This window comes from Chthoniobacter flavus Ellin428 (assembly GCF_000173075.1).
GTDB lineage: Bacteria > Verrucomicrobiota > Verrucomicrobiia > Chthoniobacterales > Chthoniobacteraceae > Chthoniobacter > Chthoniobacter flavus.
In genome coordinates this window covers 172,040-195,392 of the sequence record NZ_ABVL01000014.1, presented here as the reverse complement: position 1 = coordinate 195,392, position 23,353 = coordinate 172,040, and the positions used below count along the sequence as shown (strand labels likewise).

The 23,353-nt window shown below is 61.7% G+C and carries 19 protein-coding genes; 16 read left to right on the top strand and 3 right to left on the bottom strand.

The features are described 5' to 3' along the window. Window positions 1-54 precede the first annotated feature (54 nt). From CFE428DRAFT_RS21195 to CFE428DRAFT_RS21175, 5 genes are all read left to right on the top strand, one after another. Window positions 55-327: a hypothetical protein gene (locus CFE428DRAFT_RS21195; RefSeq protein ID WP_006981698.1), complete on the top strand. Its 273-nt coding sequence runs from the start codon at window positions 55-57 to the stop codon at window positions 325-327. 54 nt (window positions 328-381) lie between these two features. Further along, the gene (gene gyrA / locus CFE428DRAFT_RS21190; protein WP_006981697.1) at window positions 382-2,961 is read left to right on the top strand and encodes a DNA gyrase subunit A; all 2,580 of its coding nucleotides are present in this window, start codon (window positions 382-384) and stop codon (window positions 2,959-2,961) included. Between the two features lie 488 nt (window positions 2,962-3,449). After that, complete coding sequence (locus CFE428DRAFT_RS21185) at window positions 3,450-3,947, top strand: hypothetical protein (protein ID WP_006981696.1); 498 nt, start codon at window positions 3,450-3,452, stop codon at window positions 3,945-3,947. A gap of 134 nt (window positions 3,948-4,081) precedes the next feature. Beyond that, window positions 4,082-4,420, top strand: a complete 339-nt coding sequence (locus tag CFE428DRAFT_RS21180; RefSeq protein ID WP_042725455.1) for a hypothetical protein — start codon at window positions 4,082-4,084, stop codon at window positions 4,418-4,420. Window positions 4,421-4,474: 54 nt separating this feature from the next. Further along, entirely contained in the window at window positions 4,475-4,945 is a 471-nt protein-coding gene (locus CFE428DRAFT_RS21175; RefSeq protein WP_006981695.1) for a hypothetical protein, read from the top strand. Between the two features lie 6 nt (window positions 4,946-4,951). Here the strand turns inward: CFE428DRAFT_RS21175 and CFE428DRAFT_RS21170 are convergent, their stop codons facing one another. Next, the gene (locus CFE428DRAFT_RS21170; protein WP_006981694.1) at window positions 4,952-5,446 is read right to left on the bottom strand and encodes an asparaginase domain-containing protein; all 495 of its coding nucleotides are present in this window, start codon (window positions 5,444-5,446) and stop codon (window positions 4,952-4,954) included. Between the two features lie 135 nt (window positions 5,447-5,581). On the opposite strand from CFE428DRAFT_RS21170, the gene CFE428DRAFT_RS21165 reads away from it, so the two are divergent. The 9 genes from CFE428DRAFT_RS21165 (at window position 5,582) to CFE428DRAFT_RS21125 (ending at window position 18,240) form a co-directional block, all read left to right on the top strand. Further along, window positions 5,582-5,932, top strand: coding sequence for a cupin domain-containing protein (locus CFE428DRAFT_RS21165; protein ID WP_006981693.1), 351 nt, complete (start codon window positions 5,582-5,584; stop codon window positions 5,930-5,932). A gap of 45 nt (window positions 5,933-5,977) precedes the next feature. Then, the gene (locus CFE428DRAFT_RS21160) at window positions 5,978-7,555 is read left to right on the top strand and encodes an outer membrane protein assembly factor BamB family protein (RefSeq protein ID WP_006981692.1); all 1,578 of its coding nucleotides are present in this window, start codon (window positions 5,978-5,980) and stop codon (window positions 7,553-7,555) included. Window positions 7,556-7,605: 50 nt separating this feature from the next. Continuing rightward, complete coding sequence (locus tag CFE428DRAFT_RS21155; RefSeq protein WP_006981691.1) at window positions 7,606-8,169, top strand: hypothetical protein; 564 nt, start codon at window positions 7,606-7,608, stop codon at window positions 8,167-8,169. 134 nt (window positions 8,170-8,303) lie between these two features. After that, window positions 8,304-9,566: a PQQ-like beta-propeller repeat protein gene (locus CFE428DRAFT_RS21150; RefSeq protein WP_006981690.1), complete on the top strand. Its 1,263-nt coding sequence runs from the start codon at window positions 8,304-8,306 to the stop codon at window positions 9,564-9,566. A 208-nt stretch (window positions 9,567-9,774) separates the two neighbouring features. Further along, a complete protein-coding gene (locus CFE428DRAFT_RS21145) occupies window positions 9,775-12,312 on the top strand; it encodes a PQQ-binding-like beta-propeller repeat protein (protein WP_006981689.1) in 2,538 nt (845 codons plus the stop codon). A 132-nt stretch (window positions 12,313-12,444) separates the two neighbouring features. Continuing rightward, window positions 12,445-14,589, top strand: a complete 2,145-nt coding sequence (locus CFE428DRAFT_RS21140; RefSeq protein WP_042725453.1) for an outer membrane protein assembly factor BamB family protein — start codon at window positions 12,445-12,447, stop codon at window positions 14,587-14,589. Further along, complete coding sequence (locus tag CFE428DRAFT_RS21135) at window positions 14,532-14,888, top strand: fibronectin type III domain-containing protein (RefSeq protein ID WP_006981687.1); 357 nt, start codon at window positions 14,532-14,534, stop codon at window positions 14,886-14,888. The genes CFE428DRAFT_RS21140 and CFE428DRAFT_RS21135 overlap by 58 nt, the downstream gene beginning before the upstream one ends. Then, window positions 14,833-15,579 carry a cadherin-like beta sandwich domain-containing protein gene (locus CFE428DRAFT_RS21130; protein ID WP_083805269.1) on the top strand — a complete coding sequence of 249 codons (747 nt, stop codon included), beginning with the start codon at window positions 14,833-14,835 and terminating at the stop codon, window positions 15,577-15,579. Before CFE428DRAFT_RS21135 ends, CFE428DRAFT_RS21130 begins: the two co-directional genes overlap by 56 nt. 15 nt (window positions 15,580-15,594) lie before the next feature. Continuing rightward, entirely contained in the window at window positions 15,595-18,240 is a 2,646-nt protein-coding gene (locus CFE428DRAFT_RS21125) for an outer membrane protein assembly factor BamB family protein (RefSeq protein WP_006981685.1), read from the top strand. Between the two features lie 371 nt (window positions 18,241-18,611). Here CFE428DRAFT_RS21125 and CFE428DRAFT_RS21120 read toward each other — a convergent pair whose 3' ends face one another. Continuing rightward, on the bottom strand, window positions 18,612-20,228 hold the full coding sequence (locus CFE428DRAFT_RS21120) for an FAD-dependent oxidoreductase (RefSeq protein ID WP_006981684.1): 1,617 nt from the start codon (window positions 20,226-20,228) through the stop codon (window positions 18,612-18,614). Between the two features lie 133 nt (window positions 20,229-20,361). On the opposite strand from CFE428DRAFT_RS21120, the gene CFE428DRAFT_RS21115 reads away from it, so the two are divergent. Further along, on the top strand, window positions 20,362-21,219 hold the full coding sequence (locus tag CFE428DRAFT_RS21115) for a sterol desaturase family protein (protein ID WP_006981683.1): 858 nt from the start codon (window positions 20,362-20,364) through the stop codon (window positions 21,217-21,219). Between the two features lie 63 nt (window positions 21,220-21,282). On the opposite strand, the gene CFE428DRAFT_RS21110 is transcribed toward CFE428DRAFT_RS21115, so the two are convergent. Next, window positions 21,283-22,299, bottom strand: a complete 1,017-nt coding sequence (locus tag CFE428DRAFT_RS21110) for a capsular polysaccharide export protein, LipB/KpsS family (RefSeq protein WP_006981682.1) — start codon at window positions 22,297-22,299, stop codon at window positions 21,283-21,285. Between the two features lie 166 nt (window positions 22,300-22,465). Between CFE428DRAFT_RS21110 and CFE428DRAFT_RS21105 the strand changes: the two genes are divergently transcribed. Beyond that, entirely contained in the window at window positions 22,466-23,260 is a 795-nt protein-coding gene (locus tag CFE428DRAFT_RS21105; protein ID WP_006981681.1) for a PEP-CTERM sorting domain-containing protein, read from the top strand. Window positions 23,261-23,353: the final 93 nt, after the last annotated feature.

Here is a 23,353-nt window from a genome sequence, read left to right as displayed (position 1 = left end):
ACGTGACTTTCTCCGATACGATTTTGCGGTCCTCGACTTCCTTAAAATAACGTTATGAAGCCCGAAACCTTTCCTCTCGCCCGTGGCGTTCCGATGGAACTGTTGACGGAACGTGGCCTCAATCGCTCGTTTATCAAGGTCGTCGAAGAACATCAGCGCGATGGCCGCCCAGTGGTCACGCGGCGCGATGGAAAGCCAGCGTTCGTGCCCGCAGAAGAGCTGACTGAGGAAGTTGCCGAGGCACGCCGGCGCATTGCCGAGTTGGACGAAGAAATCGCCAGATATCGCTGCGCTCCATTTTCGGTGAACGAAACGCCAGAAGATTAAGCACGACGCAAAATCCCAGTCGTGAATTAAACACCCCCGAATTTCCGTTTTCTCATGCCCAACCAGAACCCCAACGAAAAAGTCCAGCCGATGAACGTCGCCGAGGAGATGTCGAAGTCGTTTCTCGACTACTCGATGTCCGTCATCATCAGCCGTGCGCTGCCGGATGCGCGCGATGGGCTCAAGCCTTCCCAACGCCGCATCCTCGTCACGATGAATGACCTCGGCGTGTTGCCCAATCGCAAGCACATCAAGTGCGCGAAGATCGTCGGCGACACCATGGGTAACTATCACCCGCACGGCGACCAGGCGATCTACCCCACCCTCGTCCACATGGCGCAACCGTGGGCCATGCGCGACATGCTCGTCGATGGCCAGGGCAACTTCGGCTCCGTCGAAGGCGACCCACCGGCGTCCATGCGTTACACGGAGGCCCGCTTGCGCTGGCTCGGCGCCTCGCTCATGGACGACATGGACAAGGAGACCGTCGATTTCGTCCCGACCTACGACGAGCGTCTCATGGAGCCCGTCGTGCTCCCCGCGGCGTTTCCGAATCTCCTCGTCAATGGCGGCACCGGCATCGCCGTCGGCATGGCGACGAATATCCCGCCGCACAATCTCAGCGAATGCATCAACGGCATCTGCGCGCAGATCGACAATCCCAACATTACGCTCGATGAGCTGATGCAATACGTGAAGGGGCCGGATTTCCCGACGGGCTGCATCCTCCAGGGATCCGCCGGCATCCGCTCGTATTTCGAGACGGGACGAGGCTCGGTGCGCGTGCGCGGCAGGGCCAGTTTCGAAGAGGCCAAGGGCGGACGCGAGCAGATCATCGTGACCGAGATTCCCTACAACGTGAATCGCGCCGAACTGGTGAAGCGCATTGCCGAGCTGGCGAATGAAAAGGTGCTCACCGGGATCAGCGACGTGCGCGATGAATCGGATGAAAACACCCGCGTGGTCATCGACCTGAAACGCGATGGCAACCCAAAGGTCATCCTCAACAATCTCTTCAAGCATACCGCGCTGGAGTCTTCTTTCAGCGTGAACATGCTGGCCATCGATCACGGCCGCCCGCGCCTGCTCGGTCTGAAGGACGCGATCGCCTGCTACATCGAGCACCGCCGCGAGATCATCTTGCGCCGCACGCGCTTCCTGCTCAATGCCGCCGAGGTCGAAGCGGAGAAGTTGGAGGGCTTTCTCATCGCCCTCGCGAATCTCGATGACTTCATCAGGATCATCCGCGATTCGCGCGACCGCGACGACGCCAAGGCCAAACTCATGGCCCTCTCCTGGGCTCGCGCGGCCGTCGAGCAACTCGGCGTCCTCATTCGCTCCGAAGCGCGCGTCGTCGATGGCCAATACAAATTCACCGAGAAACAGGTCGGTCACATCCTCGATCTGCGCCTTTATCAGCTCACCGGTCTCGAACGCGAGAGTATCAAGGACGAGTACGACAAGCTCCTTGTGGTCATCAGGGACCTCATGGACATCCTCGCCAAGGAGCATCGCGTGCTCACCATCATCAAGGACGAACTCCGCGCCATTCAGGATAAGTATGGCAGCGAGCGCCGCACCGAGATCGTGCCCGAGCAAGGGGAGATCGCCATCGAAGATCTCATCGCCAACGAAGGCGTGATCGTCACCCTCACCCACAATGGCTTCATCAAGCGCACCGCCGTTTCCGCCTATCGCGCCCAGCGCCGCGGCGGTAAGGGCGTGATCGGCATGACCGCGCGCGAAGGTGAGACCGAGGAGGACAGCGACTTCGTCGAGCATCTCTTCACCGCCACCACGCACGATTATCTCATGTTCTTCACCGTCGAAGGCCGCTGCTACGTGGAGCGCGTCTTCGAGATTCCCGAAGGCACGCGCACGTCGAAAGGCCGCAGTATCGCCAATGTCCTCGAGCTTCGCCAGGACGAGAAGATCGCCGCGACCATTCGCATCCAGGGCCAGAAAACCGAGGAAGAAACGTGGAGCGATAAGCTGCACATCGTCTTCGCCACGCGCAGTGGTATCGTGAAAAAGTCGAACCTCAACGAGTTCAAGAACATCCGCAAAGGCGGTATCATCGCCATCCAGATCGAGACGGGCGATCGCCTCATCGATTGCAAGCTGACGACTGGCCTCGATGAAATCGTGCTCATCACCCACGAAGGCATGAGCATCCGCTTCAATGAAGGAGAGCTTCGCGATCAAGGTCGCAACACCGTCGGCGTCTGGGGCATCCGCCCGGATACCAAGGATTACGTCGTCGCCGCCGCCCTGGTCAACAAAGAGGCCATGCTTCTCGTGGCCGGTGAAAACGGCATCGGCAAACGCACCGGCTTCGACGAGTATCGGATCCAATCGCGCGGCGGCAAGGGCATCATCACGATGAAAACGACTGACAAGACCGGCAGCGTGGCCGGCGCCCTGACCGTGGTCGAGACGGACGAACTCATGCTCATCACCAACAAGGGCAAGATGGTCCGCACTCGCGTGGCGGAAATCCGCGAAACCGGCCGCAATGCCCAAGGTGTGAAACTCATCGACCTGCGCGAAAACGAAATTCTGCAGGGCATCGCCCCGGTGGTTAGCAACGAGGACGAAGAGAAAGCCGAAGGCGAGCCGGAAAGCGCGACGTAAAGCGCCAGGAAGGTCAGCCGGTCACTCAAACGACGCGAATGGGTCTCCCGTTCGCGTCGTTTCGCTTTTGCCATGGGAGAATGGTCGCGCAGCGGTGCTCTGGGGAGCGCGCCCGTCCCGGGTGCTGGCGAAAGTGTCCCCACCTTCGCGAACTTTCGAAACTTCTCCTCCGTCGTTCCTGCCACGCTCGGAAAGTTCGTTTCGGCGAGACGCCGAAACCAGCACCCGAGAGGGGCGCGCTCCCCGGAGCTCCCCCCGGCAGCGCTTTCACAGCAATCCCGGTTCAGCTATCCGCTCCCGTACCCCTCTTCTCGCAGTCTTCTGTCCACTTGATGGTGCCCAAAAACAGGACACATCGCCTCTATTTAGGAAAAAATTTTAGCACGTATTGACACGCACTTTCACCAGAGAAGAACACGCACCAATGTCTTAAGGCGTCTGAGGCGAACAGCGAAACAGGGGAATAAAAAACGCTGTTTTTCATAATTATGAGAACAACTAAGCTCCCCGTCGCGGCCACCCTCTGTGCAGTGATTGGCGCCTTCTCCATTCCTGCCGTTGCGTTGGCTAAAACCGCCACCAAACACACCGAGCCCGCAAGCTCGAAGGCCGGCCTGGAGTTCTCCGCAGGGGACGGAGCTCCCGGTCACTTCCGGCTCACCTGCCACGATGTCTCCGCCTACGATGCCCTGGTCGCCATCGCCAAGCACCGCGGTTACGTCCTTACGTTCGACCAGGCGGGCGAAGCGGCCTGCCGCCGGGCCAATCTCAACGGCGTGTATTCCCATCCGTGGATGGGCCTGGAGGGCGCGAGCATCGAAGCAATCATCGTCGAATCGGTCGCCCAGGACGCCGACCTGCCGCCGCATCGTCTGCTGCGGTTCATCCGCAAAAACAAAAAGAGCCCGGCGCGCATCGCCGTCGTCGAACGCTCATCGCTCGATTCGAACGGGCAACTGCTCAATCCGGTCGCGAAGAAGAATTAACTTCACCTCTGCTGACCGGGACGACGCACCGCGCCGTCTCAGAAAACTCCGTGGGCGCTGCTTCGGCAGCGCCCACATTTTTTGCCCTTCCATCCGCCATTTGCGTGGCTGATGCCCCGCAGCTAGTTTGGGGAGTGAGATTCCGCTCCACCCACCTCGCGGTCGCCACGACGTGTTTGCTCGCAGCTTGTGCCAGCACGCAGGACATCTCCTCGCGTCATTCCCGCCGCGATCACGCGGGCGCGATTTCCGACTCGACGACTCACGGCAATTCGACGAACGACCTGCGCAACACCCCCGCTCTTTCGTCCACGGCCTCTCTCCCACGCATTCACGGCGACACCGATGCCACCGGAAGTTCCCGGCGCATCGATGCTTTGATGTCTCCCGATACGACGCTCCCGCCGAACGCGCCCGCTTCGGGCGGCGCGCATCCTCTAGTCGGCGTCGTGCCCGGTTCGACGTGGCCGTAATTTCGCGGAATCCTTTTCCTAAATTCCCACGTCTTCGCGTATCATCGTAGATAGATGAAGACGCTCTCGTTTCTCCCCGCCCTCGTCCTGGCCGGTTTCCTCGCCGCTTGCGCCACGCAGCCCGATACCTCGCACTTTGTGTCTCTCGGTTCGCACCGCGGCTACTACATCATCGAACCGGGCTCGCCCTTGCAGAAAAAGCTCGGCTATGATCAGGCCCCCGTCTCAGACACAGCGGATCCCTTGCACCGCGGCTACGGCAACGACGTCATCGCTTTTCGTTTCAACCGCGCCGGCCGACTCGCTGCTCCGCCCGCCTACATCGTGCAGGTGAAGCCCGATCCGCAAACTGCGCGCAGCCTCGCCTCGCTCGTGCAAGGCGTGAGCACCCGCGATCAAATCGAACGCCTGTTCCCGCCCGGCAACCGCCGCTTCATCCAACCGGATGGTGGGTTGCTCGTCTATCATGACGTCGCGGTTCACGACGCACTCGAGCAATTGACCCAGCCCGGTAGCGCGCGCTGATCACGATCATTCGATCGCCTCGAATCTCCCCTTCTCCCGATTCTTACGCACCGCGGTGCCGGGAAAGATCCGCCCATTCATCGCGATGTAAACACCCGGTGCGGCGAGTTGCACGGCCGCAATGGCGCAGCCGAAATTGAACGGCGCATCGCTGGAACGAAAACGCGCCGGAGCCATTGCACCGGTGAAAACGATCACCTTGTCGGTAATATCCGCCAGGCACTTCGCGGTTTCCGTCATCGTATCCGTGCCGTGCGTGATGAGAATATGGCGCTCGGGCGCCGCCAGCACGCGTCGGCGAATATCCGCACGATCCGCATCGGTCAGTTCCAGACTGTCTTTCTGGCAGGCCTGCTCCACCACATATTCAAAGCTCACGTTCGCCTCGGTCAGCACCGGCACCACCTGCGGCGCACCGACCTCGTAGGTGCTGGTCGCGTCGAAGTAGATCTTATCGATCGTGCCGCCGGTGGTGATGATGCGAATCTTCAGCTCATTCATGCGCAGGAGGAGTTACGATTTTGCGTTGAGCACGGCGACTGATTTGTCCCGGAAGACAACGCCCACCCACCGCGAGAATCTCGCCAAGAGTTGTGCCCGACGGTGATTCATAGTCATAGTAAGTCCTTCCTCACCATGACCTCCACCGCTCGCTACGAAGTCGCTCAACTCGATACGCTCGATCCCACGCGTTGCCCGTGCGGCTGGAGCCGCCGCGCTTTCGCCGATCCCGCGGAATCGAAAGCCAGCGTGCACCTCGTGGAGATCCTCGAGGATGCGCGCACGCATTATCACAAGACGCTCACCGAGACTTATGTGGTGCTCGAAGGCGAAGGCTATCTCGAACTCGACGGCGAACGCATCCCGCTCAAGCCGCTGACCACGGTGAAGATTCATCCCGGCTGCCGCCATCGCGCCGTCGGCAAGCTCAAGGTGCTGAATATCGTCCTCCCGGTCTTCGATCCCGAGGACGAATGGTTCGATTGAGCCCGCATCGATGCATGGATGGCCCCGCTGCACCCATTTTTTCCAATGAAGTTCCCCCTCGCGCTGGCCTCCGGCGCCCTCGCTCTCCTCACTCTTCCCCTCACCGCCGCGGATCAACCGCAATGGGGCCAGGCCTGGTCGCGCAACATGGTTTCCGCCGAGCGCGGCCTGCCTGGGTCATTCGACCTGGAAACCGGCAAGAACATCCAATGGATCGCCCCACTCGGTACGCAGACCCACAGCACCCCGGTCGTCGCCGGCGGCCGCGTCTTCATCGGCACCAATAACGAAAACCCACGTGACCCGAAGGAGATCGGCGACTTCGGCATTCTCCTGTGCCTCGATGAAAAGGACGGCCATTTCCTCTGGCAACTCGCCGTGCCGAAACGCACCGAGGATCAATACTTCGACTGGCCGAAGACCGGCATGGCCTCGCCGGTGACCGTGGAAGGTGACCGCGCCTACTTCGTCGACAACCGTGGCGAAGTCCTGTGCCTCGATGTCAACGGCATGGCCAATGGCAACGACGGCCCTTATCAGGACGAAGGTCTGCACATGCTGCCGCGCCGCGCGCTGCCGCCCACCTTCCAGCCCGACCCAGTTCCGCCCGGCACCGCCATTCCGTCGCCCGGTCCCACGGATGCGGATATCATCTGGCTCTTCGACATGCCGGCCAGCGCCGGCACCTGGCCGCACGATGGCGCGCACAGTTCCATCCTCATCCTCGGCGATTACCTTTACCTCAACACCGGCACCGGCGTGGACAACACGCACCGCGGCATGCGCGCGCCTGACGCACCGAGCCTCATCGTGCTGGACAAAAAGACCGGCCGCTACGTGGCGCGCGACGACGAGCATATCGGCCCGAATATCTTTCACGCCACGTGGTCCTCGCCTTCCTACGGCGTGGTCAATGGCCAGCCGCTCATCTTCTTCGCCGGTGGCGATGGCATCATCCGCGCGTTTGAGCCGATTAAGAAAAGTCCCGCCACGGGCGAGGTGCTCAAGCTGAAAAAAGTGTGGTCCTTCGACCCCGATCCCACCGCGCCGAAAGAAGACGTGCACCGCTTCACGAGCAATCGCCAAATCGGCCCGAGCGACATCTACGGCATGCCTGTCTTCTATCAAAACCGCATCTACGTCGCCGGCGGTGGCGACGTGTGGTGGGGCAAGAACGACGCGTGGCTCAAGTGCATCGACGCCACGCGCACCGGCGACGTCAGCGGCACGGCGGAAGTCTGGTCGGCGCCGCTCGACCGCCACGTCATGTCCACCCCGGCCATCTCCGATGGACTCGTCTTCATCGCCGACACCATGCGCAAGGTGCACTGCATCGATGCGGAGACGGGAAAAGAATACTGGTCGCAGGAAACGCGCGGCGATTTCTGGGCGTCTCCACTGGTCGCCGATGGCAAGGTCTACATCGGCACGCGCAAGGGCGACTTCTGGATCTTCGCCGCGAGCAAGGAAAAGAAGGTGCTCGCGATGGTCGATTTCAAGAAAGGTATCAGCGCCACAGCGACGGTGGCGAATGGCACGCTTTTCGTGGCGACGATGACGGATCTGTATGCGTTGCGCGAAGGTGCGTTGTTGAAAAAAGAAGCGCCGACGGCGGTGAAGTAGGATCATAAATCCCCTCGCGCGGGACCCCGGATGTTGTATCGTTGTTTATTATGCAACGGGCATTTCTCTCTTTGCTCGTCGCCACTCTTGTCTTCGGTGGAAGTGCCGGTGCGCGTGATATCAAGACCCTGAGCGGCGACGTTTTCAAAAACATCGAAGTCCGCTCCAAGGACGCGACGGGCATCCAGATCATGCACGACGATGGCGTGACGTTCCTCGATTTCAAAAACATGAGCGAGGCGGATCAAAAGGACTTTGGCTACAACGTGGAAACCTACGCGGAAGGCTGGAAGCAGAAATTCGAAGCGGAGCGCCAACGCCGTGAAGCCGCGGAGCTGGCCGCGCAACAAGCCCTCGCTCGTGCCAGGGCCCTGGCCGCTCAGAATCAGGCGAACGCGAACGCCTCCACGCCGGAAACGTATCGGCCAACCAACCAGACCGGTCTCGAGGTGACCGTGGACAGCCCAGGATTCACCTATGACGGCTATCCGGTGGGTGGCTTTGTCGTGCCTGGTTTTTCCACCATCATTCCCGGACGCATGAGGGGCGGTGTGCCGTATCGGAACGGTTACAGCGGTGCGACGATAGGCCCGGTGGAAGTTCGGCGTCGATAAAGCCGGAGGGACGCGTTCCCACTCCTTCGCCACGTCTCATCCACGAAAATTGGGAAACGCGCAGGAGCGCATCCCTCCGAGACTGGCATCGATTCGGCCTAGAATCCTGGCCCGTCCGCGGTTATCAGGTAGCCATGTTCTTCCGTCCCCTCCTTGCCCTCGCCCTTCTCAGCACCTCGCTTTTGGCCGCCGAGAACTGGCCCACCTTTCGCGGCCCCACGGGCGACGGTCATAGTGATGCCACCGGGTTGCCGGTCACCTTCGGCGACAGCGATCACGTGAAGTGGAAGACGCCCATCCATGGCAAGGCCTGGTCCTCGCCGGTCATCTGGGGTTCGCAGATCTGGCTCACCACCGCGAATGAAGAAGGCACCGAGCTCGGCGTGGTCCTCGTCGACAAGGACTCCGGCAAAATCCTGCGCGACGACACCCTCTTTCACATCGCCACCCCGCAGTTCTGCCACAAGTTCAACAGCTACGCCTCGCCCACGCCGGCCATCGAGGAAGGCCGCGTCTACGTCACATTCGGCTCGCCGGGCACCGCCTGTATCGACACCAAGACCGGCAAGGTGCTCTGGCAGCGCACCGATTTCGTCTGCAACCACTACCGCGGCGCCGGCTCCTCGCCGATCCTCTGGCAGAACCTGCTCATCATGAATTTCGACGGCAGCGACCATCAGTTCATCGTCGCGCTCGACAAGATGACCGGCAAGACCGTGTGGGAAACGAAGCGTTCCACCGACTACGGCGATCTCGCCCCCGATGGGACCGTGAAAAACGAAGGGGACTACCGCAAGGCCTTCGCCACCTGCCACGTCTACATGCAGGGTGGCCAGCCAATCCTCCTCAGCAGCGGCGCGAAAGCGCACTACGCCTACGATCCGCGCAACGGCAAGGAGATCTGGCGCTTCGACGAACCCGACGCCCACAGCGCTGCCACCCGCCCGGTAGTCGGCGATGGGCTGGTCTACATTCCCGCGGGCTTCGGCAAGGCGGGCCTGCTCGCCATCAAACTCGGCGGCCACGGCGTGCTTTCCGCCAATGACCTCGCCTGGCGCATGAACAAAAAGGCGCCGAACAAACCCAGCGTGACGCTCGTCAATGGCCTACTCTTTACCGTGAATGACGGCGGCATCGCTGCCTGCCTCGATGCGAAGACCGGCGACGTGATTTGGAATGAGCGCCTCGGCGGCAATTTCAGCGCCTCGCCCATCTATGCCGACGGCCACATGTACGCGGGCAATGAAGAGGGCAAATTCTACGTCTTCGACGCCGGCCGCCAGTTCAAGGTCCTGGCGACGAATGAATTCCCCGATGGCTTCATGGCCTCGCCCGCCGTCTCGGGCAAAGCGCTCTATCTGCGCACCAAGACGACCCTCTATCGCATCGAGAACTAAGCTCCGGATGGGCTTGGAAAAGGAGGCCGATCGCCTCTCTCTGATCCATTAGCGTAAATTACTGGAAAGCAGGAATTTACATCATTAGTTAAGATCACTTATCGTCACGCGGTCTTAACAGACCTCCTGGCATTCCGGCGTTGCGCACCGGAGCGGAAAAGGGTTTTATCTCCGTGGAAGTTCGCATTCCCGGTTACCGCTGCTCGTTATGTATTTTCCCTCCAGGCTCGTCTCTCCATTCCGTCTGCCCTCACGCCGACTGCTCAGCCGCGCGTGGCTGGCTCTCTTCCTCATCCTCACTGGCCTCACCCACGCCGCGTCGACCATCACCTCGCTCACCGTTTCCCCGCCCAGCGACATCGCCTACGACGCCATCACCGGCAAAATCTACTTCAGCACCGACGGCACCGCCGACACCAATTTCCAGCCCTGCGTCATCCCGCTCGATCCCGCCACCTTCCAACTCGGCGCCCCCATCAACGTCAGCGGCGTCCGATGCGGTGCCCTCGCCATTTCCGACGACGGCCAGTTCCTTTATCTCGGAGTGGAACTCGGCAGCGTCGCCCGCATCGACCTCGCCACGCAAACCGTCGACGCGCAATTCGACATCGCCGGTGGCGACGCTTTCGATCTCTCCGTCCTCCCCGGTCATCCGCACTCCATCGTCGTCTCCGGCTACAATACTTTCTCCATCGCTGTGCTGGACGACGGCGTCCCACGGCCGGCGACGGCCTACGATTATAATTTCGAGTCCCTCGCCTTCGGCTCCTCGGCCGACATGCTCTATGGCACGCCCAGCAATGGCGCCTCATCCAGCTTCGACCGCTTTGCGATCAACGCCAACGGCATCGCCTTGCTGGACTTCACTCCCAACCTGCTCGACAACGGTTCCCTGATTTCCGATGGCACGCTGGTTTATGGAAACGACGGCCAGGTCGTCGACCCGAAAACCCGCACCGTCGTCGCAACCCTTCCGGTCACCGGCCACGTCTGCCCAGATCTCGCCCGCAACCGCATCTACGTCCTCCAGCAAACCAACACGAATGGTGATTACACCACCAACCTCGTCGCGCTCGACGCCACCACCTACGCGATCATCGCGACCACGCCGATTCCCGCGGCCACCGAACAGGCCGATCGCGTCATCCGCTGCGGCGGCCATCGCCTCGCCTTCATCTGCGGCTTCAGCAATATCGTGATCGTCGATGACGACTCGATCGTCCCATCGGTGATTGGCGTCTCGCCGCCCGCCACCACGGTCGAAGGCGCGGGCACTCTCCCCGCCGCCGGCCAGGTCACACTTACCGACGCCCAGCCGAGGGACACCGTCATCAATCTCACCTCCGGCAATCTCTCGAAGATCACCGTCCCCGCCCAAGTCACGATTCCCGCCGGCCAACTCTCCGCGACCTTCGACGTCACCGTCATCGACAATGCCCTGCTCGACGGCCCGCAAACGGTCAGCGTCAACGCCGCCGCGGCCGGTTTCGCCACCGCAAGCGGCAACATCCAAGTCAACGATAACGAGCAGGCCACGCTCTCGGTCTTCCTGCCCTTTGGTGTCACGCAGGGCGGCACCGTCCACGGTAGCGTCTTCCTCAGCGCGCCGCCGGACAGCGATATCGTCGTCCACCTGGCCTCGAATACCGACGCCGTTTCTGTCCCTGCGACCGTCACCATCGCCGCGGGACACACCACCGGGACTTTCGATCTCGCGGCCAACGAAGCAGGCCAGTTCATTGGTTTCGAAATCGCGCCCATCACCGCCCACGTCGACAATTGGACCGATGGCACCGGCTCGATCACCGTCACCGATCCCTCCTACACCGATTGGACTTCGTTCGGCAACGGTGCCGGCCACACCGGCTATCAGGCCATCCTCACCAGCCATCGCCAGTATGTCCCCGGCTGGTCCGTCACCTACGATTCCGCAGCCTCCCTTCAGCAGATCACCGTCGCCGGCGGTGTCGTCCACGTGGCCCCCTCCTTCCTCTATGCCACCACCGCCTTCCTCTCCGGGCTCGACGCGGATACCGGCCTGGAACTCTGGCGGCAGTCATTGAGCAACGTCAATTCCCCCAGCGCCCCGACCGTCGATGCCGGCCGTGTTTTCATCCAGACCACGGCGACCAATCTCACCACTCAACCCTTTGGCCTGCTCTACAGCTTCGACGCCACGACCGGCCAGCCTCTTTGGAACAGCACCTACACCGCCACTAATTTCCGTCCCGTGACGCCCGTCACTGCCATCAACGGGCAGCTCTGGCTGGATGCCGGAGAAGAGATCGGTCAGGCCGGTTTCGACGCTGCCCAAGGCCAGCCTCTTTTCTCCAACAGCGTCAACGCCGACAACGGCGACTGGCTTCCTGCCTGGTACAACGGCACGCTCTACACGTGGGATCAGAGTGTCCTCAATGCCCTCGATCCTGCCACCGGCGTCGTGCTCTGGTCCACGGCGGTCACTCCCGGCGGGCCGCAGGTCAGCCGCACTCCCGCCCTCGCCAATGGCCACGCCTTCGGTGTCTCCAGTCCCTCACTCTTCGCCGTCGATCTCACCACCCACGCCGTCGCCTGGAGCGCCAGCGCCAATTTCCAAGGCACACCTGCCGTCGCTCACGGCGTGGTCTACGGCATCAGCGGCGGTGATGTCCTCGCCTACGATGCGCAAACCGGCGCGCCGGTCGGTATCTACTCCACTGGCGACACCATCTGGATCGACCAACCGATCGTGACCTACGACTCGTAGATCGTCAGTTCGCTTACGAAGACCTACATCTTCAATCTCCAGACTTTCACCCTCGACCAGACTCTGCCCTACGGCGGTTACCTCAGCCTGGCCAATGGCATCCTCTACATCGCCGGCGTCAACACGCCGACGTTGCAAACCTACCGCCCCGACGGCATGACCACGGTCGCCATTTCACTGCCGGCATCGGTCACCGAGGGAGATGCGGGCGGCATCGGCACCGTCAGCATTTCCGGCACGTCCTTCACGGACACCGTCATCACGCTCGCTCCGAGCGATCCGGCCCGCCTGCTTTTGCCGCCCACTGTCACCATCCCAGCCAATCAGCTCAGCGCCACCTTCCCCGTGCTGGCCGTTGACGACGCGCTGGTCAACGGTTCTGAGACGATCACGGTCTCAGCGAAGGGTCCCAACTTCCTCTTCGTCGAGGGCCGCACCACTATTACCGTCAACGACAACGAGTCCGACACGCTCGCGCTCAGCGGCGCTGCCGTGGTGACCAAGGGCGGCAAGTATCAGGTCACCATCAGCCTCACCCAGGCTCCCGATTCCGACGTCCGCATTGCCCTCTCGTCCACCAATCCCGACCTCTCTCTTCCGCCCTTCATCATCATCCCCGCCGGCCAGTCGAGCATCACCTTCGATGTCTATGCCGAGGACGATGGCATCCCCAACGGCACGCAGCCCTCGAACATCACCGCCCACGTCGCCGGTTGGACCGATGGCACGGTGTCGCTCAACGTGCTCGACAACGGTCGCGATGCCACCACCGGCTGGCCCACTTGGGGCAATGGCCCCGCGCACTCCGGCTATCAACCGGTCGCCACCGGCGGTGCGCTGTATCAAGCCGGATGGACCAGCACGCTGGGTAGCCAATCGCTGGGGAACGTTCTCGTCATCGACGGGGTCGATTCCCTCAACCCCGTCGCCATTACCGATGGTGTCCTTTACGCGAGTGCCGTCGGTACGGGCAATGTCAGCGCGGCCGACGCTTCCACCGGCGTCGTCCGCTGGCAGGTTGCCTTGCAGGGCGAAATCTCCGCGCCCACGGTCGATGCGGGCAAGGTCTACATCGAGCAGATCGGACTCGGTTTCATTCCCTACGGTTTCCTTTGGCGTTTCGATGCCGCATCCGGCGTCACCGATTGGTCCGTCCCCCTCGACCCCTTCGGCACCGAGCCCATGGCGCCGGTCGTCGTTCAGGATGGCCTCTGGATGGCCGGCGGCACCGCCGGCCTCTACGGCATCAACATCAGCGACGGCAGCCAGCGTTTCTACGATCCCAGTCCCACGGGAGATCAATGGACTCCCTCCTACCGCGACGGCGTCACCTACAGCTGGGCCAGCGATATCTTTTCGGCCAGCGATGCCGTCACCGGCGTTCGGCTCTGGACGCTTCCGCTCGACGGCCCGATTCCCAACTTGATGGAGTCCGATCGTGCTCCCGCCATCAGCGGTGGGCAGGCCTTTGTCGTCGGCTCGCACGCTTTGTTTGCCATCGATCTTTTGCGCCAGAAAGAGAGCTGGCGGGTCGGCGGCACTTTCACCGGCACTCCGGCGGCCGGGTCGAATATCGTCTATGCCATCAGCAACAGCGACGTCCTCGCCTACAATGCGCAGACCGGCGCGCTGGTCGCCACTTACTCCACGCCGGATTCGACTCTCGCCGGCCAGCCGCTGGTGACCAACGACACGCTGATCGTTTCCTCTCCCACGCAGACTTTTCTTTTCAATCTCGCCACGCAGGCGCTTCAGCAAACGCTGCCCAATGGCGGCGGTGTCAGCCTCGCCAATCACATCCTCTTCGTCGCCGGGGGCGATGGCGTGGTGCGCAGTTACTATCCGCCGGGCACCGTCCTCGCCGATACCGCGATCACGCAAACCATCGCGCCCGCCTCCGCGCCGAATGGCTCGCCGGTCACCATCACCCTCACGGTCACGAATGCCGGCCCCGCCACCGCCACCTCGGTCGTCGTTCGCGATCCACTTCCCTCGGCGCTCACCTACGTCTCCGCCACGAGCACGCAGGGCACGTGCTCGGCTTCGGTCAACAATGTCGCCTGCGCGGTGGGCGACCCTGCCCGTGGGCGCCACCCGCCACCATCACCATCACCGCCACCTCGGACGGCACGATCAACGTCGTCAACACGGCGAGCGTCAGTTCCGACGTCTACGACGCCAACAGCGACAATAATCGCGCCACGGCCGTCTCGAACCCCGTGGCGCCCACGGCCACCACGGGGCCCGCTTTCGCCGGCGGTGTCGCCGCGGGAGTGAACGGCATTTACGATGGCCACGGCCTCCCCACCACCATTTCATTCGACTACGGCTTGGATACCTCCTACGGCTCGAACATCCCCGGCATCCTCTTCGGTTCGCGGGGCAGCACCAGTTTCAGCGCCTCGCTCCGAAACCTCCTGCCGAACACCACCTATTACTACCGCGCCCGCGCCGAGAGCGCCGCTGGCACCGGCTTCGGAGCCGGCATGACTTTCACCACCGGGACGCCCCCTCGCGCAGCTGTCCAGTCTCTTCCCTCACCACCCGGTACACTCTCCCCCCGCTTTCTCCAGTAACATTACCAGCTACACTGCCAGCGTCTCCTCTGCCACCACCTCGCTGGTGGTGGATGTGACCTACCCCAACGGCGGCTCCGCCACGGTCGATGGCCACCCCATTCATCAAGGGATCTTCAATCTCATCGTCATCCTGGGCGGCGGCGGGAGCAGCAACCCCATCCCACTCAACGTCGGTCCGAATACCTTCACCATTGTCGAAACCGGCCAGGATGGATCGACCGCCACCTACACCGTCGTCGTCACCCGCCGCACGCCGCTCCAGGATTGGGCCTCCGGCGCCGGCCTCCCGGATAACGCGCTCGATCCCTTGGGCGACTTCAACGGCGACGGTCTCAAAAACATTTTGAAGTGGGCTTTCCTCACTGACTTCGGCTCCGCCCCACTCGGCCCGATCCAGGTCAATGGCAATGCCCTCAACAGCTACGGCACGCCAGTCCTGCTCACCGTGCCGAACGGCTCCGGCGGTCTCGATAAATACGCGCTCTTCGGCCGCCGCGTCGATGCCGGCGGCGTCGGCCTCACCTACACCGTCGAGTTCAGTGCCGATCTTTCCACGTGGGTCCCCAGCACCGATACGCCCACCGTCGTCGCCACCGACGGCACACTCCAGGCGGTCACGGTTCCCTTCCCACCGCTCGTCAACGGCGTCCCACCAAAATACTTTCACATCAAGGTCACGGGGCAGTAAGATCGTCCTTCAGTTATGGTATCATCTGGAAACCGGCTGGCCCGCCGGTATGAAATAAATCGTCGCCTCACCTCTACCGCCGCCCGCCTCGCGCTTTGCCTGGTCGGTCTTTTCGCCATCAGCGCGCATGCAGATTCTCCCGCAACCTACCGCGACTGGCCGACCTTCGGCAACGGTCCGGCGCACACCGGCTATCAACCCGTCACCCTCGGCAGCGCCCTCTATCAAGCCGGATGGAGCGTGTCTTATAGCAACGTTACCAATCTGAATCCCGTATCGATCGAAAACGGGATCATGCTGGTCACCTCGATCAGCAGCGCGACCAACACGAACTGCATCAGCGCCCTCGACGCGAACACCGGCATCGAGCTTTGGCGGCAAACGAATTCTGGAAGGCTATCGGCATTCACTCCGCCTACTCTCGCCGGTGGCAGAGTCTACGTGGAAAACACCTGGGCGTCGGCTTCCACCAATACACCGACGTTGCAATGTCTCGACGCGGCGACGGGCAATGCGATCTGGACCGCGCCCATCGAAGCGCCCGGAGGAAGTCCCTATTACGCGCCGGTGGTGGTCGATGATGGCGTTTGGACGCCCGGCGGCAATTTTGGTGGCCTTTACGGATTCGATACCGCCAACGGCAACCAGCGGTTCCTCAACGAATCGCTGGACAATGGCACCGAATGGACTCCCGCCTATTACAACGGCCTGCTCTACACCTGGATCAGCAATAGCTTTCGCGCTCATGATCCGGTAACCGGCAACATTCTCTGGTCGGTCAGCCTCGGCAACCTGAATCCGAATGCCACGCTGAACACGGTGCCGGCCATCGACGGAGGGTTCGCCTTCGTAGCCAGCCCGACCAATCTTTACGCCGTCAACCTCACTGCCCAGAGCTCCCCGTGGAGTGTGGCCGGCCAATTCTGGGGAACGCCCGCGGTAGCCGATGGCATCGTCTACATCATCGCCAGACCGGGCGTGCAGGCCTACAGCGCCACGACCGGTGCGCTCCTCGGCACCTATGCCACCGGTGACGATGTAGGGCTCTACGGTCAACCGCTCGTCACCATCGATACGGTCATCGTTTCTTCCAGTTCACACACCTATATCTTCGATCGTGCCACTTACGCGCTGAGACAAACCATCCCGCTCGGCGGCCAGGCATCCTTGGCCAACAACGTCTTGTACCTCTCCAACGACGGCGGCGCGGTCCACAGCTACTATCCCGCATCCCAGCCGACCGCCGACCTTGCGATCTCACAGTCGGTGTCACCCGCGCAAATCGGTTACGGGAGTTCGGTTTACGTCACCCTCACGGCGACAAATAACGGCCCAACCACCGCAACTGCCGCAACGGCACTCTACAAATTGCCCGGCGTTGTCCTCAATTATGTGGGGGCCACCACCTCCCAGGGAAGTTGCGCGCAAGAGGGATCCTCTATCGTCTGGACAGTAGGCGATATTCCCAGCGGAGGCAGCGCCACCGCCACGCTCCAACTCACTTCAACCTTGGCAGGACATGCCACGATCAGCAACACCGCGACCATCTCTTCCACGGTTTATGATCCGAGCCCGGCCAATAATACGGGCATCGGCCCGATTGTGACGATTGCCGCCACGGCGACCACTCAGGTCGCGACCAATATCACCGCCACGTCCGCCACCTTGAACGGGCTCCTCAACCCCCAAGGGGGGCCGATGCCCGCCTCATTTGGTTATACTCCTTTTACCGGCGGCGCGATTTTTCCTCCGCCCAGCACCATCATGGTCGCGGCCACGCCCGCGTTCGTCACCAGCAACACGAGTGCTCCCGTCAGTGCCAACATCTCTGGTCTTCAACCTGGCACCACTTATACCTTCTTCGTCTTCGGCGGCACCTCCAATCTTTTGAGCAACGTAAAAGGCAGTCCGCTCAACTTCACCACCTTGCCTGCGAGTACCACCCTCAGCAATTTGCAACCCAGCGCCGGCACCCTTTCGCCCTCGTTCGATTCGGCCACCTACGCCTATATCGATAGTGTTTCGAACGCGACGGCCGCGATCACCCTTACCCCCACGACCTTCGACTCCACTGCTACCGTGACGGTCAATGGCGTGGCGACGACCTCTGGAAACGCGAGCAATTCGATCACTCTCGCACCCGGTGTCACCTCGATCCCGGTGATCGTGACGGCCGCGGATGGCCAGACCAGCCAGACCTACACCGTAACCGTCACCCGTCGGTCCTTGCTGCAGGATTGGGCCTCCGGCGCCGGCCTTCCCGATAACGCGCTCGATCCCTTGGGCGACTTCAACGGCGACGGTCTCAAGAACATTCTGAAGTGGGCCTTCCTCACTGGCTTCGGCTCCGCCCCGCTTGGCCCGATCCAGGTCAACGGCAATGCCATCAACGGCTACGGCACGCCAGTCTTGCTCACCGTGCCGAACGGCTCCGGTGGTCTCGATAAATACGCCCTCTTCGGCCGTCGGGTCGATGCCACCGGCGTCGGCCTCACCTACACCGTCGAGTTCAGTGCCGATCTCTCCATCTGGATCCCCAGCACCGACACACCGACAATCGTCGCCACCGACGGTACGCTCCAAGCCGTCACCGTCCCCTTCCCGCCACTCGTCAACGGCGTCCCGCCAAAATATTTCCACGTGAAGGTCACGGGACAATAACTCGTCCACTCGCGACTGTCATTCTCTGCGGCCCTCTGCGTTCTCCGCAGTGCTAACCTGAAAAGTGTACGCAGCCTGCGGAAATTTCCCGTCCACCAAAACTGGGGAACGCGCAGGAGCGCATCCCTCCGTTTCTCTGCGTCTCTGCGACCTGTGCGTTTTAAAAATTTCTTTGGTTGCGGCTTCGCCGCGCTGCGGCCTCTGCGTTTAATCCAGCCGAGGCTACAGTATGGTTTAGTCAGCGTGTTCTCTCAGCACCGACGGCGCGGTGACTCGCCCATTACCGGCCGCCGCGATTCCCCTCCACCTCCTCGGCCCTCCAGCGCTTCCCGTGATGCGGAAACGAATTCCGAGAACCGTTCCTAAATCCTCTACTGCACGGCGGCGAGATGTTCCGGGCGCAAGTCGAGCACCTGATGGACTACGCGCAAACGCTCTTCCAGTTCCGGCACGGGCAAGTCCTGCACCGGCACATCCTTCTTCGCCGCGAAGGCCGCGGCCACGCCCGCGCTTTGTCCCAGCACCATCCAGGTCGGCTCCACGCGCACACTGCCCAGTGCGACATGCGATGCGGAAAGGCAGACAGGCACGAGGAGATTGTCGCACTCCGCGCGCTTCGGGAGAATGGCGCGATACGGCAACTGATACGGCTGCCCGTATTTCGTGCCGGCCATGTGCACCGGGAAAATCGTGCCTTCATTCACCCATCCGCCGTCCTCCGTCGGCACGCGCTGGCAGTCGTGCGAATCGACTGGAAATGAGCCGATGCCGATGGAATCAGGTTTGGTGATCTCCTTCCGGATATCCGCCTGGGTCATCACGAATTCCCCGAGCATCCGCCGCGCTTCGCGGATATAGATCACCGGTGGCCAATGGTCCGGCGTGGCGTTTTCATCCCTGGCGAATCCGTAGCTGGAAATGTCCGCGCGGATTGCCTCCGGCACCGCCGGGTCGTGGCCGAGAAACCACAGAAACTCGAGCGCGTAGTCCTTGTGCCGCTGCCAGATTTTCGCACGCTCAGCCGGGCTCGCATTGGGCCAGGCATCCGCCGCGCCGATGAGCCCCATGGAGATCTGTCTCCCGATGCCGTTGTTCACGTCCACTTTGTCGCCGGGAATCGGGTAAATATCCACGGCCACCATGCGCGGGTCCTTGCCACTTTGCAGAAGGCGGCGCGCCAGTTCGAAGCGCGCCGGATCATAATTCGGCGGCTGCACTTGCGGCACACTGTTGCCGGGGACTTTGGTCATCGTGATCCGCCAGCTGTAGGTCATGATGTGCGCGTCGCCTTCATCCGGCCCGGCACTCTCCGCGGTCATGAGCGGCAGTAGCTTTCCCGCGGCATCGCGTGGCGAGAAGGCCATGCGCGGTTTCTTGTATTGCTGGCCGGCCAGCGTCTCGCCGTACTGCTGTTTGCTCTCGCGTCCGACCACGAATGAAACCTTCGCCGCGGCGAGCAGATCGCCCTCGTAGCTGGCGTCGACAAACTCACGCCCCGCGAATTCCCCATGGTCCGTCTTGATCTCACGAATGCGCGGGCCTTCTTTCACCGCCGAAACGAGTTGCTGACCGGTGAAAATCTGCACGCCGGCTTCGCGCAACAGATCGTGGAAGACCTGCTCGGCCACATGCGGTTCGTAGGTCCATGGGCGATTGTCCTTCACCGCGACCTCATAGGGCAGTGTCACCCCGCGCTTCCGATAGTCCGCTTCCACGCGCAGATGAAACTCCTCGAACAAGCCACCGAGGGTGCGGCGATCGCATTGGTTCGAATCGCTAAAGCTGAGACCGCTCGACATCATCCCACCGACCACCGGCAGCGGCTCGACCAGGGCGACCTTCGCCCCAGCGCGCCCCGCGGCCGTCGCCGCGCAAACACCGGCCGGCGTCGCGCCATAGACCACGACATCGAAATTCTCGGCGGCCAAACCGCCATTCGCGATCAAAGCGAGACCGCACACCCACTGCAGGAGGAACGAACGCATCATAAAAAAGGAAAATAAAAAAGTCGCGCCGGTCGACCCGCTTTCGAGCAGTGGCCTTTTCCGTGCAACGCTGCAGGTAATAGGAGAATGTAACCGCCGGCCACAAGTCGCGTCTGATAGGCAAATAAACCTCCCCATGAAACCCGACGCTCAAATTCTCCGCATCACACTTGGACTCGCGGTTCTTTCGGTCTTCTTCTTCATCATCGAACGCGTCATCGCGCGCAATCGCCAGCGCCCGATCCTGCGCCGGGGCTGGTTCACCGACATCTGCTTTTGGTTCTTCACTCCACTGGTCACCAAGGTGATCACTCGCGGCGCGTTTATTCTTCCTGCGTTGATCCTGATCGGGCTCGGGATCACCAGCGCCGACGGGCTGAAAAGCGGCGCGTATCACGGGTTCGGCCCGCTCTCGCGGCAGCCGCTTTGGGCGGAAATCATCGAGATTTACGTGCTCTTCGATTTCTTCGGCTATTGGTCGCACCGGCTCTTTCATCGCGGACGCTGGTGGCCGTTTCACGCCGTACACCACAGCTCCGAGGATCTCGACTGGCTGAGCAGCGTGCGCGTCCATCCGGTGAATGATTTCGTTTCGAAAGTTTGCCAGGTCACACCGTTCCTCCTGCTCGGTTTCAAGCCCATCGCCGCATTTTCCGCGGCCGGTTTCTTCACCCTCTACGCCATCTTTCTGCACGCCAACGTGAGCTGGGACTTCGGCCCGCTGCGTTATGTCATCGCCACCCCGCGGTTCCACCGCTGGCATCACTCGAGGGATCGTGAAGCGTGGGACAAAAACTTCGCCGGCCTTTTCGTCTTCTGGGATCTGCTCTTCGGCACCTTCTACATGCCCAAGGATCGTGTGCCGGAGAACTTTGGCATCCCCGAGGAATTTCCGCAGGATTTTGTCGGGCAGCTCGTGCACCCCTTCGCGCGGGCGCTGCGGCTGCCCCGGAGGGATGCGCTCCTGCGCGCTCCCACCCCTCCTTCTTCCTGAACTGGAAATGGGGAACGCGCAGGAGCGCGTCCCTCCGGCGTTCGCCGCTACGTGCGCAACACCTCAATCGAAGATCGCCTCGCCGTGCTGGCAATACGACTGCCAGCTCAAGTGCCAGACCTTTTTCTTGAATTCCGCCGGCTGTTTTTCCCCGAGCTTGTGATCGAACTGCCGCGCGAGTAACTGTGCGAGAAACCAATCCGTGTAATCGTCGAGCCACGCGTTGCGCATTAGCGTGGGATCCGCCAGCCAATCGAGGCGCGGCAGTGGCCGCCGGTCGTGGCGCAGCACGGGCACGATCAAATCGCTGTGCCCGGTGAACCAGCTCCGCCCGTAGGCATACGTCGGCTTGTGATGCATGAGCCGCGCTTCATAGAGCACGCTGGAATTCACGCCCGCCACGGCGCGCGACTCGCGCAGCAGCGTGGTGAGGTCCACCTCCTTCGGCAGCAGCACGGTATTGGGCAGGGTCGGTATCAATTCCTCGAGGCCGGCCATGTCGGGCGTATCGGTCAGCGGATGTTTTTTTAGCACGAGCTGGAATTCGTCGGGCAGGACCGAGCGGAAGTGCCGCAGCAGGTCGCACCAGTTCTTCACCCGGAGGTCCCATTGGTTCACTTGGTCGTGCAGCAACTGCAGCGGCCAGAAAACGAATGGCTTCTTCACCGACGCCGGCAATTCCTTGCCCGGCTTTTGCAGCCAGGCCTTGCGCGCGGCCTGCGCCCGCGCCCGCTGCTTGTCCGACGCCCCACGAAACACCATTCGCGAGAGCGACGACTCCCAGCAGAAGCCCAGCGGATCCACGTGCATGGTCGAGTAGTGCGGGAAAAACCCGTCCTCGCTGAAGGCGACATTGATGCCGTGTTCGCGGCAGAGATAGACCATGCCTGCGCGATCCGAATCGAAGCACCACTTCAGCATGATCTCCGGACGCTCCTTGCGGGTCATCAGCAGTTCATAAAACTCGAACTCCGTGAAGATTTTCTTTTCGTAGAGATTCCGAAAATGGAGGCCGTAAAAATGGTGGATCCACCCGTTCATGTACGGGTTTGTCCAGCAATAGCTGTCAGGCACGATCATCCCTGCCGCTTTATCAGAGAAAATACCGCTTCGGCGATACGGAACTTCAAGTGGCTCCAAACCGGGCATTTAACGCGCGAAATTGAGGCATTTCAAAGACAGATAAGGGTATTTTCACGTAAATTGCCTTGCGTCGCCACTAGTCGACACGTATACCCCAGTCGACATGAGTGTAAACACCTTTATAGGGTCAGCGGCACGATGGTTAACGTTACTGGCGGTTTTCATACCGAGTATTACCGAGGCGACGCTCATCACGTCTTGGACAGAAGACGCCGGCAGTCAGGCCATCTCCGGCACAAACACGTCGACAGTAGTTGTCGGAACGGGGGCGAAGGATAGCGCATCCGGTGTTTCGATTTCCGGTTCTCTTTCGGGCAATGCCACCCTCGCGGCGATCGGAGACATGATCCAGATGACCGGCACATTCACGCTGGCCGGGGTTAACAACGGCAACGCCGGCGGCGATCTCAGCTTCGGGTTGTACAACACGAACGGCAGTTCCACCGCTACGGGTTGGCTGGGCTACAGCGCCTCGGAGTCGGACGGCACTCACACCGGCTCTTTTTTCGAGCGCAGCAGCGGCAATACGGCACTCTACACTTCCACGACGGGCGAGACGCAGCTCGCGACGACGCTGGCGACCGGCAGTCCCTCCATCGCCGACGGCACTTACAACTTCACTCTCACGCTGACGCTTCAAGCTGGAAACGCGGTCAACATCGCCTACGCCCTCAACCGCACCTCGACCACCGGCTATACCCTGAGCGGGAGTTTCGTGGACACGACGCCGCTTACCCTCGCCTACAATCGCGTGGGCTTCCTCGCGGGCAGCAGTCTCAAGGCCGACCAGTTCACGATCAGCAACACCAACGTCACTTTCGTCCCGATCCCGGAACCGGGCAGCGCGGGACTGCTGATCGCGGGTGGGCTCGGACTCGTGGTCCGTCGACGCCGCTAGTAGCTACCGAGCGGCACAGCGAAATTCTCATCCTCTTTGCCGGAGGAAACGCTAGACTCGGCGGATCGATCCGCATTCGCCCCAACTCGAGCC

Coding starts and splice junctions, on each gene's coding strand:
- CFE428DRAFT_RS21120 (WP_006981684.1), bottom strand. CDS start 20,228: ATGATGCGTTCGTTCCTCCTGCAGTGGGTGTGCGGTCTCGCTTTGATC.
- CFE428DRAFT_RS21170 (WP_006981694.1), bottom strand. CDS start 5,446: ATGAATGAGCTGAAGATTCGCATCATCACCACCGGCGGCACGATCGAT.
- CFE428DRAFT_RS21165 (WP_006981693.1), top strand. CDS start 5,582: ATGACCTCCACCGCTCGCTACGAAGTCGCTCAACTCGATACGCTCGAT.
- CFE428DRAFT_RS21195 (WP_006981698.1), top strand. CDS start 55: ATGAAGCCCGAAACCTTTCCTCTCGCCCGTGGCGTTCCGATGGAACTG.
- CFE428DRAFT_RS21125 (WP_006981685.1), top strand. CDS start 15,595: ATGGTATCATCTGGAAACCGGCTGGCCCGCCGGTATGAAATAAATCGT.
- CFE428DRAFT_RS21105 (WP_006981681.1), top strand. CDS start 22,466: ATGAGTGTAAACACCTTTATAGGGTCAGCGGCACGATGGTTAACGTTA.
- CFE428DRAFT_RS21145 (WP_006981689.1), top strand. CDS start 9,775: ATGTATTTTCCCTCCAGGCTCGTCTCTCCATTCCGTCTGCCCTCACGC.
- CFE428DRAFT_RS21150 (WP_006981690.1), top strand. CDS start 8,304: ATGTTCTTCCGTCCCCTCCTTGCCCTCGCCCTTCTCAGCACCTCGCTT.
- CFE428DRAFT_RS21185 (WP_006981696.1), top strand. CDS start 3,450: ATGAGAACAACTAAGCTCCCCGTCGCGGCCACCCTCTGTGCAGTGATT.
- gyrA (WP_006981697.1), top strand. CDS start 382: ATGCCCAACCAGAACCCCAACGAAAAAGTCCAGCCGATGAACGTCGCC.
- CFE428DRAFT_RS21175 (WP_006981695.1), top strand. CDS start 4,475: ATGAAGACGCTCTCGTTTCTCCCCGCCCTCGTCCTGGCCGGTTTCCTC.
- CFE428DRAFT_RS21160 (WP_006981692.1), top strand. CDS start 5,978: ATGAAGTTCCCCCTCGCGCTGGCCTCCGGCGCCCTCGCTCTCCTCACT.
- CFE428DRAFT_RS21110 (WP_006981682.1), bottom strand. CDS start 22,299: ATGATCGTGCCTGACAGCTATTGCTGGACAAACCCGTACATGAACGGG.
- CFE428DRAFT_RS21115 (WP_006981683.1), top strand. CDS start 20,362: ATGAAACCCGACGCTCAAATTCTCCGCATCACACTTGGACTCGCGGTT.
- CFE428DRAFT_RS21155 (WP_006981691.1), top strand. CDS start 7,606: ATGCAACGGGCATTTCTCTCTTTGCTCGTCGCCACTCTTGTCTTCGGT.